14 protein-coding genes are annotated in these 13,124 nt (G+C 67.3%); 12 read left to right on the plus strand and 2 right to left on the minus strand.

Annotated elements, in window-relative coordinates; translation table 11 throughout:
- Window positions 1–7 precede the first annotated feature (7 nt).
- Together mdoH and M4578_RS24525 are read left to right on the plus strand one after the other, a co-directional pair.
- Window positions 8–1,795, plus strand: coding sequence for a glucans biosynthesis glucosyltransferase MdoH (gene mdoH, locus M4578_RS24520; RefSeq protein ID WP_258095769.1), 1,788 nt, complete (start codon window positions 8–10; stop codon window positions 1,793–1,795).
- Entirely contained in the window at window positions 1,782–2,990 is a 1,209-nt protein-coding gene (locus tag M4578_RS24525) for an OpgC family protein (RefSeq protein WP_258095770.1), read from the plus strand. Before mdoH ends, M4578_RS24525 begins: the two co-directional genes overlap by 14 nt.
- 24 nt (window positions 2,991–3,014) lie before the next feature.
- On the opposite strand, the gene M4578_RS24530 is transcribed toward M4578_RS24525, so the two are convergent.
- Entirely contained in the window at window positions 3,015–3,506 is a 492-nt protein-coding gene (locus M4578_RS24530) for a MarR family winged helix-turn-helix transcriptional regulator (protein WP_258095771.1), read from the minus strand.
- 163 nt (window positions 3,507–3,669) lie between these two features.
- Between M4578_RS24530 and M4578_RS24535 the strand changes: the two genes are divergently transcribed.
- From M4578_RS24535 to M4578_RS24570, 8 genes are all read left to right on the plus strand, one after another.
- The gene (locus M4578_RS24535; RefSeq protein ID WP_258095772.1) at window positions 3,670–4,749 is read left to right on the plus strand and encodes a cupin domain-containing protein; all 1,080 of its coding nucleotides are present in this window, start codon (window positions 3,670–3,672) and stop codon (window positions 4,747–4,749) included.
- Between the two features lie 2 nt (window positions 4,750–4,751).
- The gene (locus tag M4578_RS24540; protein WP_258095773.1) at window positions 4,752–5,315 is read left to right on the plus strand and encodes a maleylpyruvate isomerase N-terminal domain-containing protein; all 564 of its coding nucleotides are present in this window, start codon (window positions 4,752–4,754) and stop codon (window positions 5,313–5,315) included.
- A 36-nt stretch (window positions 5,316–5,351) separates the two neighbouring features.
- On the plus strand, window positions 5,352–6,047 hold the full coding sequence (locus tag M4578_RS24545; protein WP_258095774.1) for a fumarylacetoacetate hydrolase family protein: 696 nt from the start codon (window positions 5,352–5,354) through the stop codon (window positions 6,045–6,047).
- The gene (gene maiA / locus M4578_RS24550) at window positions 6,044–6,691 is read left to right on the plus strand and encodes a maleylacetoacetate isomerase (protein WP_258095775.1); all 648 of its coding nucleotides are present in this window, start codon (window positions 6,044–6,046) and stop codon (window positions 6,689–6,691) included. Before M4578_RS24545 ends, maiA begins: the two co-directional genes overlap by 4 nt.
- 45 nt (window positions 6,692–6,736) lie before the next feature.
- On the plus strand, window positions 6,737–7,726 hold the full coding sequence (locus M4578_RS24555; RefSeq protein WP_258095776.1) for a TRAP transporter substrate-binding protein: 990 nt from the start codon (window positions 6,737–6,739) through the stop codon (window positions 7,724–7,726).
- Window positions 7,723–8,217 carry a TRAP transporter small permease gene (locus M4578_RS24560; protein ID WP_258095777.1) on the plus strand — a complete coding sequence of 165 codons (495 nt, stop codon included), beginning with the start codon at window positions 7,723–7,725 and terminating at the stop codon, window positions 8,215–8,217. Before M4578_RS24555 ends, M4578_RS24560 begins: the two co-directional genes overlap by 4 nt.
- Window positions 8,214–9,476, plus strand: coding sequence for a TRAP transporter large permease (locus tag M4578_RS24565; RefSeq protein ID WP_258095778.1), 1,263 nt, complete (start codon window positions 8,214–8,216; stop codon window positions 9,474–9,476). The genes M4578_RS24560 and M4578_RS24565 overlap by 4 nt, the downstream gene beginning before the upstream one ends.
- Window positions 9,477–9,551: 75 nt before the next feature.
- Window positions 9,552–10,763 (plus strand): 3-hydroxybenzoate 6-monooxygenase, encoded by a 1,212-nt coding sequence (locus M4578_RS24570; protein WP_258095779.1) that lies wholly within the window; start codon window positions 9,552–9,554, stop codon window positions 10,761–10,763.
- Between the two features lie 51 nt (window positions 10,764–10,814).
- Here M4578_RS24570 and hmuQ read toward each other — a convergent pair whose 3' ends face one another.
- Window positions 10,815–11,126 carry a heme-degrading protein HmuQ gene (gene hmuQ, locus M4578_RS24575; RefSeq protein ID WP_258095780.1) on the minus strand — a complete coding sequence of 104 codons (312 nt, stop codon included), beginning with the start codon at window positions 11,124–11,126 and terminating at the stop codon, window positions 10,815–10,817.
- 80 nt (window positions 11,127–11,206) lie between these two features.
- Here hmuQ and pth point away from each other — a divergent pair, with 80 nt between their 5' ends.
- Both pth and M4578_RS24585 read left to right on the plus strand, forming a co-directional pair.
- Complete coding sequence (gene pth, locus M4578_RS24580) at window positions 11,207–11,899, plus strand: aminoacyl-tRNA hydrolase (RefSeq protein ID WP_258095781.1); 693 nt, start codon at window positions 11,207–11,209, stop codon at window positions 11,897–11,899.
- Window positions 11,896–12,930, plus strand: a complete 1,035-nt coding sequence (locus tag M4578_RS24585; RefSeq protein ID WP_258095782.1) for a DUF2332 domain-containing protein — start codon at window positions 11,896–11,898, stop codon at window positions 12,928–12,930. Before pth ends, M4578_RS24585 begins: the two co-directional genes overlap by 4 nt.
- Window positions 12,931–13,124 lie beyond the last annotated feature (194 nt).

Below are 13,124 nucleotides of genomic sequence, written 5' to 3' on the forward strand. Positions count from 1 at the left end.
GCCGTTCATGACGCGAACGATCCCAGCGCTCGACCTGGGCACGCGACTCGTGCGCCTCGGCGCGATCTCGGGTGCGCTGCTGATGGCCGCCATCGCCGCAGCGCTTGTGGCCGAGGCCGGGTTGTCCGATGGCTTCGGCCTTTGGGACGCGCTGCGCACGGCGCTGATCTTCGTGACCACCGGCTGGCTGGCCTGGGGCGCGATGCTGGCCTTTGTCGGGCTGCCCCGGGCGCCGCAGCCGGCGGTGCCGGAGTTGCAAGCGCCGCAGCCGAGGACGGTCGTGCTCGTGCCGATCTGCAACGAGGATCCGATCAGCACCTTCGCCCGCATTCAGGCGATGGACGCCTCGGCGGACGAGGCAGGGTTGCGGCTCGATGTGGCGGTGCTGTCCGACACGCAGGATGCCGCTGCGGCGGCGCGCGAAGAGGCCGCCTTTGCCGTTCTGCTGGCCGAAACCGGCGGGGCGGGGCGGATCTTTTACCGCCGCCGCCGCGACAATCGCGGACGCAAGGCCGGCAACATCGAGTCGTTCATCCGCGAGTCGGGCGGCGCCTATGACTTCGCGGTGATCCTCGACGCCGACAGCCTGATGGAAGGCGCGACGATCCGCACGCTGATCGCCCGGATGCAGCAGGATCCGGGGCTGGGCCTGTTGCAGACGCTGCCGCGCATCGTCTCCGCGCATTCGCTGTTCGGCCGGGCAGTGCAGTTCGCTGCGGCGTTTCACGGTCCGGTCTTCACGCGCGGTCTGGCGCGCATGCAGGGCGGCACGGGTCCGTTCTGGGGCCACAACGCCATCGTCCGGGTCCGCGCCTTCGCCGAAAGCTGCGCGCTGCCTGAACTCTCGGGTCCGCCGCCCTTCGGGGGCCATATCCTCAGCCATGATTATGTCGAGGCGGCGCTGCTGGCGCGGGCCGGCTGGAAGGTGCAGGTCGATGGCACGATCGGCGGGTCGTTCGAGGAGGGTCCGGAGAACCTGCTGTCCTTCGCCAAGCGTGACCGGCGCTGGTGTCAGGGCAACCTGCAACATGTGCGCCTGCTCTGGGCGCCGGGTCTGGCCGGGTGGAGCCGGTTCGTCTTTCTGCAAGGCATTCTCGCCTATGTCGTGTCGCTGCTCTGGGCGGCGTTCCTGCTGGTCTCGGTCGCCGCGACGGTGCTGGCGCCGCCGCCGGATTACTTCCCCGAACCGCATATGCTGTTCCCGGTCTTTCCCAGCGACCGCACCAAGGAGATCACCGCGCTGGCGCTGGGCATCATCGGCCTGCTGATCCTGCCGAAGCTGGCGATCCTCGCCGAAGCGGCGCGCAGCGGGCGGGTCCAGAGCTTTGGCGGGACCGGCGCGGCGCTCGCCTCTCTGGCGACCGAGATCCTGCTCAGCTCGCTGCTGGCGCCGGTGATGATGATGTTCCAGCTTCGGGCGGTGCTTCAGGTCCTGTCGGGCCGCGACGGCGGCTGGCCGGCGCATGCGCGGGGCGAGGGGCTGCTGCGGCTTGGCGAGGCGCTGCGGGCGAGCGGCTGGATCGCGGCGACCGGCGCGGTCGGGCTCGGGCTGGTCTATCAGCTTTCGTCGGATCTGGTTGTCTGGATGCTGCCGGTCTGTCTGCCGATGATCGTCGCGCCGGCGCTGATCGCCTGGACATCGCGCCCGCTGACGCATGCGCTGTTCCGCGTGCCGGACGAGATCGCGCCCGCCCCGGTGGTCGCGCGGTATCACGCGCTGATGCGCCGGAAAGCCGCCGCGCTGGCGGACCGCCAGCCGGCCCCCGCAGAGTTGGGCGCAGATGCAACGGCCTGATCCGCAGACCCTGGCGCCCTCAGCGGGCACGCGGCGTCCGCGCGATCCGCGGATCGACGCGTTTCGCGGGCTCGCGCTTGTCACGATCTTTGTCGATCATGTGCCGGGCAATCCCTACGAGCAGGTCACCCTGCGGAACTGGGGGTTTTCCGACGCCGCCGAAGCCTTCTTCATCATGTCGGGCATCGCTGCGGGGCTGGCCTATTCCGGCGCCTTGGCCTCGGGCCCGTTCTGGGCCGGGGCCAAGCCGGTCTGGCGGCGCGCCTGGCTGCTCTATCTGGTCCATCTGTGCCTGAGCCTCTGGGCCATAGCGATCTTTGCCGCCGGCGCGGATGTCTTCGGCCTGCCGGCACTGCTGGAAAAGAACAATCTGGGCGCGGTGTTCCAGAAGACCGGCGAGGCGCTGGTCGGGCTGCCGCTGCTACTGCATCAGCTCGGCTATGTGAACATCCTGCCCGTCTACAGCGTGCTTCTGCTCTGTACGCCCTTCGCGATCCGCGTTGGCCGGACGAATCCCTGGTGGCTTGCCGGGGGGGCGGTGGCGCTCTGGTTCGCAGCGGGGCTCTGGCGGCTCAACTTTCCCAACTACCCGAACCCCGGCGGCTGGTTCTTCAACCCGTTTTCCTGGCAGCTCGTCTTCGTTCTCGGGCTGCTCACAGGCGTTCGCATGCGGCAGGGCGCGCGGTTTGTGCCGAAGCGGCCGGTCCTGCTCTGGATCGCCGGGATGTGGCTGCTGCTGGTGCTGGCCTGGCGGCTGAGCCCCGATCTGGCGGCTTTGCTCAACCACCAGATGGCCCGGCTCGGGGCGCTGGGCGCGCCGTTCCATCTGATCTCTCACGACAAGACCTTTCTGGCGCTGCCGCGCCTGCTGCACGCGCTGGCGCTGGTCTATGTGCTGTCCTGTAGCGCGACCGTCCGGCGGGCCGCCGGCCATGTCGCCGCCGCGCCGCTGCGGCTGCTCGGGCGGCATGGTCTGCTGGTCTTTTCGGTGGGCACCTTACTGTCGCTTCTGATGCAGGTCGCGCTGGCTGCGCTGCCGGCGCCCGACGCTGCGGCCTGGGGGCTCATTCCACTTGGGATCTTGGCGATGCTGGCGGTTGCCTGGATCGCCGAAGCGCGGCGGCAGACATCGGCGCCCCGGATGGTGGCGGGGGCGCCCCTGACAGCCCTCGCGCCCCGGCATCCGGACTCCTGACGGGCTGAGCCGGACGGTTTCCCGTCACTCCTGCGGCGGATGCTCCGAGGGACGTTCCGGCGCGGGGCGCAGCGGGGCGCGGCTCATCGCGTTGCTTTCCGCGGTCATCTTGCGCAGCAGCCCAAGCAGGCTGTCGCGCTCCTGGGCGTTCAGATCCTTCAGGATCGTTTCCTGAATCCGGTCGATGACCGGGAGCGCGTTTTTCAGCAGCGCCGCGCCCGCGTCGGTCAGGCGCAATTGCCGGGCGCGGCGGTCGGTGGCGCTGACCTTGCGCTCGATAAGCCCGCGCGCCGCCAGCCGGTTCACCACGCCGCCCAGCGTCACCCGGTCATAGGCGATCAGCCCGGCCAGCGTTGCCTGGTCGATGTCGGGATGATCGTTCAGCATGCTCAGCGCAGCGAACTGCACCGGGGTCAGGTCGAGTCCCGCCGCGTTTGCCTCACCGGCAAAGGCGGAAACGGAAATCTGATGCAGGCGGCGGATCAGGTGTCCGGGCAAATCGTAAACATGGGCCATATCGTCGTGCCTAGCCGAACCCGCAAAACCAGACAAGCGACAGCGCCGGGTCACGCGGGTGTGAGGGAGTTAATATGAGAAGCATACTTATCATTATTGACAGTGGCAATATGATACGCATACTACCTATTAATGAACGCGAGTCACTCGAGGGGAGGAACCGATGGACGCCGACGCCATGCAGCCTGTCGACAGCCCGGAGCTGCGCAAGCTCTACGCCGATTTCAAAGCCCAGCATCTGAACCCGCTCTGGACCCAGACCGGCGATCTGATGCCGCGCCATCCGCGCCCCAAGGCGGTGGCCCATGTCTGGAAATGGTCCGATCTCTATCCGCTGGCGCAGGCTTCGGGCGATCTGGTGCCGGTGGGCCGTGGCGGCGAGCGCCGCGCCATCGGGCTCGCCAACCCCGGGCTCGGCGGCGAGGCCTATATCTCGCCGACGCTGTGGTGTGCGATCCAGTATCTCGGACCCAAGGAAACCGCCCCCGAACACCGCCATTCGCAGAACGCCTTCCGCTTCGTCGTCGAGGGCGAGGGCGTCTGGACCGTGGTCAACGGCGATCCGGTGCGCATGTCGCGCGGCGATTTCCTGCTGACGCCGGGCTGGAACTTCCACGGCCACCACAACGAGCTGGATGCGCCGATGGCCTGGATCGACGGGCTCGACATCCCGTTCTCCTACCAGATGGATGTGGGCTTTTTCGAGTTCGGCTCCGACCGGGTCACCGATTACGCCACGCCGAACTATTCGCGCGGCGAGCGGCTCTGGTGCCATCCGGGCCTGCGCCCGCTGTCGCAGCTTCAGAACACCGTGTCCTCGCCCATCGGCGCCTATCGCTGGGACTACACCGACGCGGCGCTCACCCAGCAGCTTCTGCTGGAAGAGGAGGGGCATCCCGCCACGGTCGAGCAGGGCCACGCGGCGATCCGCTATGTGAACCCGACCACCGGCGGCGACGTGATGCCGACCATCCGGGCCGAATTCCACCGCCTGCGCGCGGGCACCGAAACGGCGCTGCGGCGCGAGGTCGGCTCGACGGTCTTCCAGGTCTTCGAGGGCAAGGGCGCCATCGTCATGGGCGGCACCGAGCACAAGGTCGAGAAGGGCGACATCTTCGTCATCCCGTCCTGGGTGCCGTGGTCGCTTCAGGCGGAGACCTCCTTCGACCTGTTCCGCTTCTCGGATGCGCCGATCATGGAGCGGCTGCATTTCGATCGCACGCAGATCGAAGACGCGGGGTAAGCATGAGCACGCTCGACGAGGCGCGGGACGCCCTGCGCCAGCGTCAGGGCCTTGGCGCGCGTTACGACGCGCCCGAGGCGCCGGCGCAGGATCTCGCGCTGGCCCGCAGCGGCACCGCCTATTTCGCCCGCAAGCTCAACGAGCTGGACGACGCGGCGCTTTACGCGCCGTCGCGGGTGGCGGGCATGACGCGGGCGCATGTGGTCTGCGCGGTCTCTTACCAGGCGCGGGCGATCGCGCGTCAGGCCGAGGCCGCCACCGCCGGCGCGCAGATCCCGCCGCTGCGCGATCCCGAATGGGACGCGCTTGAGGATCTCGACCTGGGGGCGACCCTGCCGCCGCGTGCGCTGCGCCATCTTTTCGATCATTCCGCCGTGCATCTGGATGTGGTCTGGCGCGATCTTCCCGGCGCGGGCTGGGACCTGATGGGCGCCGGGGCCGATGGCACGCCGCGCCCGTTGCGCGCTACGGCGATGGAACGTGCCGGGATGCTCTGGCAGAGTGCGCTCGAACTGGGCAATGGCGCGCGGGAACGCGACCTGCCGCCCGTTCTGCGCCCGGTGTGACCCGGACAAATATCTGAATTCAAAAGGAAACGACGCATGACCAATCTCTTCCCCTCTCCTGCCTGGCCCACCGTTCCGGTCAAGGGAGAAAGCGCCGAATACCCCGTGCACCGCATTTTCTGCGTGGGCCGCAACTACGCCGCCCATGCCGCCGAGATGGGCGTCGAGGTCGACCGCGAGGCGCCGTTCTATTTCACCAAATCGGCGCTGATGACCCAGGCGACCGACACCACGATCCCCTATCCGCCGGGCACCGAGAACTTCCACTATGAGATGGAACTGGTGATCGCCATCGGCGCGCCCGTCTTCAAGGCCGACACCGCCGAGGCCGCCAAGGCGATCTATGGCTTTGCCTGCGGTCTCGACATGACCCGCCGCGACCTGCAACTCGCCGCCCGCGCCAAGCAGCGCCCGTGGGATCTGGGCAAGGATGTGGAGCAGTCCGCCGTCTTCGCCGCCATCACCAAGGCCGCCGATTTCGACGCCATCGGTCCGCAGAGCATCCATCTGGAAGTGAACGGCGAGACCAAGCAGGACGCCAAGCTTGACGATCTGATCTGGAAAATCGACGAGATCGTGTCGCACCTTTCGGGCTTCTACCACCTTCAGCCGGGCGACCTGATCATGACCGGCACGCCCGCGGGCGTGGGCGCCGTGGTGGCGGGCGACGTGATCACCGGCGGCATCGACGGGCTCGACCCGATCAAGCTGACCATCGGGGCGGCGGAATGATCCACTTCCACGGCTACTTCCGGTCTTCGAGCGCCTATCGCTGCCGCATCGCCTTCAATCTGAAGGGGATCGAGTACGATTTCACCTCGGTGCATCTGCGCAAGGACGGCGGGCAGCAGAAGACGCCCGCATTCCGCGCGCTGAACCCGCAGGCGCTGGTTCCGGCGCTGGAGGAGGGCGATTTCCGCCTCACCCAGTCGCTTGCGATCATCGAATGGCTGGACGAGACCAAGCCGGGCGCCAAGCTGATCCCCGAAGACCCGGACCTGCGCGCGCTGGTCCGGGCCTTTTCCCAGGTCATCGCCTGCGATGTGCACCCGCTGCAGAACCTGCGCGTGCTCGATTACCTCAAGGCCGAGTTCGGTGCGGATCAGGACGCGCTGGATGCCTGGTGCGGACGCTGGATCGCCGACGGGCTCAACGCCTGCGAGGCGCTGCTGGCGGGCCGCCCGCAAAGCACCTTCTGCTTTGGCGAGACGCCCTCGCTGGCCGACATCTGCCTTGTGCCGCAGGTGTTCTCTGCCGCGCGCTTCAAGGTCGACATCTCGGGGCTGAGCAACGTCAACCGCATCGCCGAGGCGTGTAACGCGCTGCCGGCCTTCGCCGATGCGCATCCCAAGACCCAACCCGACAGCGAGGCCTGAGTTCAGGCCGCGCCGTCACTTCGTCATGAACAGGGAGGAAACGCCATGACCTTTGCCAAATTCACCAAATCCGCGCTTGTCGGCGCGCTGATGGCCACCGTGGCCGCAGGCGCCGCTCAGGCGCGCGAGCTGCGCATGGGGCTGATCACGCCCCCCAGCCACGTCTGGACCAAGGTCGCCAACCGCATCGCCGAGAAGCTGCCCGAAGCCACCGATGGCGAGCTGACCGTCGCGGTGTTTCCGGCGGGCCAGCTCGGCTCGGAACAGGAGATGTTCCAGCAGCTCTCCGCCGGGCTTCTGGACGCGGGCCTCATGACCGCCGCGATCACCAGCCTGCGCGCGCCCTCGATGCAGGGCTGGTTCACGCCGCATCTCTTTGCCGACGTGACCGAGGCGCAGGCCGCCGCCGAGCTGCCCGCCGCGCAGAAGATGCTGGAAGAGCTTCAGCGCGCCAACCTGCATGGCATGGGCTATACCTTCGCCGGGATGCGCCACATTCTGATGCAGGGCGCGCCCGCCGGGTCGGTCGAAGACCTCGCGGATAAAAAGATCCGCATCGTGCCCTTCCCGGCGATGAAAGTCTGGTGGGGCGAGGTCGGCGCGGTGCCGACCCCGGTGAATCTCACGCAAGTTTATCAGGCGCTGCAAACCGGCCTGCTCGACGGCATCGACATCGACCTCGACGCGCTTGTCGGCCTCAAGTTCGACGAGGTGGCCAAGGGGCTGACGATCACCAACCACATGGCTTTCCCCTCGGTAATGATGGTGTCGAACCCGACCTGGATGAGCCTCAGCGACGAGCAGAAAGCGGCGTTCCAGGCGGTCGTGGACGAGGCGCTGGCCTGGGGCTCGGAGAGCCAGGTGACGGCGGAAGAAAGCAACCTCGCCTCGCTGGAAGGCAAGCTGGAGATCCTGCATCTCGAAGACGGCGAGACCGCCTTTGCCGGTGCCGACGCAGCGGTGCAGGCGAGCTTTGCGCAATATCCGCTCATCGCCGAATTCCAGAGCGAAGTGAAAGCGGAGCAGGGCGAGTGAGATACCTTCCCGCTCTTTCGGGCGGGCTGGTCCGGCTGGAACGCTGGGCCAGCCGGGCCCTTGTCATCCTCTTTGTGGGGCTGATCGTGACCAATGTGGCGATGCGCTATCTCGCCGGCAAACCCATCGTCTATGCCGAGGAGCTGGCGGCGATCCTGCTGGTCTGGCTGACGCTGGTGGCGGTGTCGATCTCGATCCGCGACAAGGCGCAGATCGGCGTGACGCTGCTGGTCGACAAGCTGCCCCGCGTGGCGCAGCCCTGGATCGACGCGCTGGTCTGGGCGCTGATCGCGGGCATGCTGGCGATTTTGCTGAACGCAGGCATCGGCTGGGTGCGCTCGCCCGCCGTCGAGTTCGAGCAGATCATCACCACCGGCTGGCCCAAGGCGCCGTTCTTTTACATTTTCCCGATTTTCTGTGCCACCGCGCTCATCCATGTGCTGGGCCATCTGGCGGAGTCCATCGGCAAGCTGACGGGGAGGCTGGTGTGACCGGCGGTGTCTTTCTCGGGCTGATGCTCATCGGCATGCCGATTGCCTTTGTGCTGATCGGCGCGACCCTGGCCTTTGTGGCCATCACCGGCAATGTGGCGATCCTGTCGGCGATCCCGCAGATCGCCTTCGGCTCGGTCGAGAATTTCGACCTGCTGGCGATCCCGCTCTTTGTCCTTCTGGGCGAGATCATGAACGAAAGCGGGCTGACGCGGCGGATCATCCTTGCCGTGCGGGTCTGGCTGACGCGGGTGCCGCACAACCTGGTGATCGTGAACCTGATCTCGAACCTGGCGCTGGCGGCGATCATGGGCTCGGCCACCGCGCAGATGGCGGTGATGAGCCGCGTCGTGGTGCCCGAGATGGAGCGCGACGGCTACAAGCGCGGCTATGCGGCGGGGCTTACGGCCTCGGCGGGCCTCCTGGGGCCGATCATTCCACCCTCGATGGTCTTCATCATCTATGGCGTGATCGCGCAGGTCTCGATTGCCGAGATGTTCACGGCGGGCATCATGCCGGGGCTGATGCTCTTCGTCTTCATGGTGTCGATCGCCATGTGGCAGGCGGGGCGCAACCACAACCCGCTGGCGGCGGGGGCGGGAATTCCCGACATCCCGCGCTGGAAGGCCACGCTGCCGGGGCTGGCCACCATGCTGATCCCGCTGACCATCGTGGGCGGCATCTCGGCGGGCATCTTCACCCCCACCGAAAGTGCGGCTGCGGCCATCGTGGTGGCGCTGATCTTCGGCGGGCTGATCTTCCGCGAGCTGCCGCTGAGATCCATCCCCGCGATCATCGACCGCACCGTGATCAACTCGGCCATCGTGCTGTTCCTGATCATGGCAGCCAAGGTTTTCGGCTGGGTGCTGACCTATAACCAGATCCCGCAGGCGGTGGCGGCCTTCATCACCTCGCTGTCGGACGATCCCATTATCTTCATGCTGCTGATCATGGTGGCGCTGACCGCCGTGGGCATGTTCCTCGACGGCATCGCGGCTCTGATCATCCTGACGCCGATCCTGCTGCCGGTGGCTGTCGGGCAATACGGCATCGACCCGATCCAGTTCGGCGTGATGATGAGCCTGACGCTGGTGCTGGGCCTGCTGACCCCGCCCGTGGGCACCGGGCTCTATATCGCTGCGGCGCTGTCGAACGTGCCGATCCTTACCCTGTCGCGGCTGGTGATGCCCTATGTGCTGGCGACCATCGTCGTCATCCTGTCCGTGATCCTGATCCCCTGGCTGGTCCACCCGTTCTAGGGCGGGCCACCCCAAACCCCCTGACCGAAGAAACTCCGGCCCGGACCCGTCCCGGCCGAACAGAGGAGATTTGCCATGACCCAAGACCTTCCCATCCTGATCGCCGGCGGCGGCATCGGCGGGCTCGCCACCGCCATCGGCCTCGCGCAGAAGGGCTTCCGCTCGCTGGTGCTGGAGCGTGCGCCCGAGCTGGGCGAGATCGGCGCGGGCATCCAGCTCGGCCCCAACGCCTTTCATGCCTTCGACTATCTGGGTGTGGGTGACGAGGCGCGCGCCATGGCGGTCTATGTCGACAACCTGCGCCTGATGGATGCCATCGACGGCACCGAAATCACCCGCATCCCGCTCGACGACAAATTTCGCGCGCGGTTCAAGAACCCTTACGCGGTGATCCATCGCGGAGATCTGCACGCGGTCTTCCTGCGCGCCTGCGAGGCACATCCGCTGGTCGAGCTGCGCACCTCCTCCGAGGTTGCGGATTACGAGCAGGACGGCAGCAGCGTGACGGCGATCCTTGCCAGCGGCGAAAAGGTCACCGGCCATATGCTGGTGGGGGCCGACGGGCTCTGGTCGAACATCCGCAAGCGGGTGGTGGGCGACGGCGCGCCGCGCGTTTCGGGCCACACCACCTACCGCTCGGTGATCCCCACCGAGGAGATGCCCGAGGATCTGCGCTGGAACGCCGCGACGCTCTGGGCCGGGCCGAAATGCCATATCGTGCATTACCCGCTGAAGGGCTGGAAGCAGTTCAACCTCGTGGTGACCTATCACAACGACGCGCCCTCGCCCGAGGCCGGTGTCAGCGTCACCCATGAAGAGGTGAAGCTGGGCTTCGAACACGTGGCGCCGGTGGCCAAGCAGATCATCGACCGGGGTCAGAACTGGAAACGCTGGGTGCTCTGCGACCGCGATCCGGTGTCGAACTGGGTCGACGGCCGCGTGGTGCTCTTGGGCGATGCGGCGCATCCGATGCTGCAATATTTCGCGCAGGGCGCCTGCATGGCGATGGAGGACGCTGTGGCGCTTGCCCATTGCATGGAAGCCTATGACGATCTGGGCACGGCGTTCCGCCAGTATCAGGATCTGCGCGAGCTGCGCACCGCGCGGGTGCAGCTTCAGTCGCGCGAGATCGGCCAGCATGTCTATCATCCCGCCGGGGCGCATGCAGAGCTGCGCAACGCGGTGATGCGGGCGAAATCGCCCGAGAACTGGTACGACATCGTCGACTGGCTCTATGGCTCGACCGGGCTGGAAGGCGCGGTTTCGGCGGAGACCCACAAGGCATAAATGCAGGCGGCAGGCCCGGATCCGGGCCTGCCGCATACTTTCGTCAGGGTGCTACGCCAGCACCTGCACGGCCTCGAAGATCTCCAGCTCGGGCGGGCCGAGATACATGCCTTCCGAGGATTTGGCGCCTTTGTGCGCCGCGCGGAAGGCGGCGCTTTTCGTCCAGGCCTGAAAGCTCGCCTCGTTCTCCCAGATCGTGTGCGAGGCATAAAGGATGTGGTCCGCCTGCGCGGGCCCTTTCATCAGGGCGAAGCTGCGAAAGCCCGGCACTTGCTTGAGATGGCTGTCGCGCGCCTCCCACATCGCTTCGAACGCCTCCGCCTGCTCGGGCACCACCTTGAAACGGTTCATGGTCAGATACATGCGCCTCTCCTCTTGCCGGTTGTGATTTCCTGCCGCTCCGCTCTATCTAAGGACGAAACACAGCGGATCGGAGGCGAGCCTTGCAGATTTTCGTGGGCCTGGGCAATCCCGGGGGCAAATACGCAAAAAACCGCCACAATATCGGGTTCATGGCCGTCGACCGGATCGCCGAGGATCACGGGTTCGGCCCGTGGCGCGCGCGCTTCCAGGGCGAGGTGAGCGAGGGGCGGCTGGGCAGCGAAAAGGTTCTGCTGCTGAAGCCGGGCACTTTCATGAACCTCTCGGGCCAGTCGATCGGCGAGGCGATGCGGTTCTTCAAGCTGGAGCCGGGCGACGTGACCGTGTTCCATGACGAGCTGGACCTGGCGCCCGGAAAATGCCGGGTCAAGATGAGCGGCGGTCACGCGGGCCACAACGGGCTGCGCTCGATTCATCAGCATATCGGCGACGCGTATCGCCGGGTGCGGCTGGGGATCGGGCATCCCGGCCGCAAAGAGCTTGTGGCGGGCTATGTGCTGCATGATTTCGCCCGCGCCGATGCCGACTGGCTCGACGATCTGCTGCGCGGCATCTCGGACGGTGCCGGGGCGCTGGCGCAAGGGGATGCCGGCGGGTTCCAGAACGCGGTCGCCCTGCGGGTGAATCCGCCGCGCTCCTCGACCACGGCGAAGCCGAAACCGGTCTCCGGCGATGCGGCGGCGGCAGAGACGGCTCCGAACGAGGCGGTGGATTCGCGCTCGGCGCTGCAAAAGCTCGCGGACAAGTTCCGATGAGCCGGATCGCCGACGCGCTTCTCGGGCAGGCGCAAAGCTGCGCCCGGCTGGACTCGCCCTTCATGGCGCGGCTGTTGTCGGGGCTGGCTGCGGATTGGCCCGACCTGCCGCTGGCCCGGAGACTGGCCGACTGGCCGGGCGACATCGGGTCTTCGGGGCAATCGGTGTCGCTGCGGCTGGCGGGAGGGCTGCACGCGCTGGTGCTGAGCGGGCGCGACCCCGAGCTTGCGGCGCTTTACCCGCCGCATGAGAGTTCCGACGCGGCGCTGATCGCCGGGGTGCAGGAAGCGATGGCGCGTCACGAAGCGTTTCTCGACGACTGGATGCGCCTGCCGCCGCAAACCAACGAGCTGCGCCGCAGCGCGGCGCTGATCCCGGTGGCGCTTTGGCTGACACGACGGTTCGGCCTACCGCTGCGCCTGTCCGAGATGGGGGCGAGCGGCGGGCTCAACCTGATGTTCGACCGCTACGGGCTCTGCCTCGACGGGCAGAACTTCGGTCCCGCCGATCCGGTGCTGACGCTGACGCCGGGCTGGACCGGCCCGCTGCCGCCGCAGGAGACGCTTTCGGTGATCGACCGCCGCGGCGTCGACCTGAATCCGCTCGACCCGGCCGATCCCAGCGACGCGCTTCGGCTGACGGCCTATCTCTGGGCGGATCAGGCCGAGCGGATCGCCCGCACCCGGCGCGCGATGGCGGTGGCTTCGGCGCAGGTGGACCGGGGCGATGCTGCCGCCTGGATCGAAACGCGCATGGCGGGCAACGCGCAGGGTGTTGCGCAGATGATCTATACAACCGTGGCGTGGCAGTATTTCCCCGAGGAGACGCAGGCCCGCGTCCGCCGCGCCATCGAGGCGGCGGGGGCGGCGGCGACCGAGGAGGCGCCGGTGGCCTGGCTGGGTATGGAGGCCGACGGGCGCAGCCCCGGGGCGGGGCTGAGCCTGCGGCTTTGGCCGGGCGATCGCCAGATCGCTCTGGGCCGCGCGGATTTCCATGGCCGCTGGGTGGACTGGACAGCCGCGCCGCTCTGAGCGACGCTAGCCCCGGGAGAGACCATGCGATGATCGAGAAAGCGCCCGCCATCAACGTTCTGGGAGAGCCGCTGGCGCTGTGTTCCGCCGCGCCGCTGACCGGCTAGAGCGGCTCAGTTTTTCTCTGAATCGAATTGGGATTCCCATTTGGTGGCGATTGTGATTCAGGCTTCATACTGGTGAGGGAGGCCAGC

Source organism: Salipiger pentaromativorans (genome assembly GCF_024721115.1).
Taxonomy (GTDB): Bacteria; Pseudomonadota; Alphaproteobacteria; order Rhodobacterales; family Rhodobacteraceae; genus Salipiger; species Salipiger pentaromativorans.

What these genes read in the sequence shown, in the direction of transcription:
- mdoH (WP_258095769.1), top strand. Translation starts at nt 8, where the DNA reads ATGACGCGAACGATCCCAGCGCTCGACCTGGGCACGCGACTCGTGCGC.
- M4578_RS24525 (WP_258095770.1), top strand. Translation starts at nt 1,782, where the DNA reads ATGCAACGGCCTGATCCGCAGACCCTGGCGCCCTCAGCGGGCACGCGG.
- M4578_RS24530 (WP_258095771.1), bottom strand. Translation starts at nt 3,506, where the DNA reads ATGGCCCATGTTTACGATTTGCCCGGACACCTGATCCGCCGCCTGCAT.
- M4578_RS24535 (WP_258095772.1), top strand. Translation starts at nt 3,670, where the DNA reads ATGGACGCCGACGCCATGCAGCCTGTCGACAGCCCGGAGCTGCGCAAG.
- M4578_RS24540 (WP_258095773.1), top strand. Translation starts at nt 4,752, where the DNA reads ATGAGCACGCTCGACGAGGCGCGGGACGCCCTGCGCCAGCGTCAGGGC.
- M4578_RS24545 (WP_258095774.1), top strand. Translation starts at nt 5,352, where the DNA reads ATGACCAATCTCTTCCCCTCTCCTGCCTGGCCCACCGTTCCGGTCAAG.
- maiA (WP_258095775.1), top strand. Translation starts at nt 6,044, where the DNA reads ATGATCCACTTCCACGGCTACTTCCGGTCTTCGAGCGCCTATCGCTGC.
- M4578_RS24555 (WP_258095776.1), top strand. Translation starts at nt 6,737, where the DNA reads ATGACCTTTGCCAAATTCACCAAATCCGCGCTTGTCGGCGCGCTGATG.
- M4578_RS24570 (WP_258095779.1), top strand. Translation starts at nt 9,552, where the DNA reads ATGACCCAAGACCTTCCCATCCTGATCGCCGGCGGCGGCATCGGCGGG.
- hmuQ (WP_258095780.1), bottom strand. Translation starts at nt 11,126, where the DNA reads ATGTATCTGACCATGAACCGTTTCAAGGTGGTGCCCGAGCAGGCGGAG.
- M4578_RS24585 (WP_258095782.1), top strand. Translation starts at nt 11,896, where the DNA reads ATGAGCCGGATCGCCGACGCGCTTCTCGGGCAGGCGCAAAGCTGCGCC.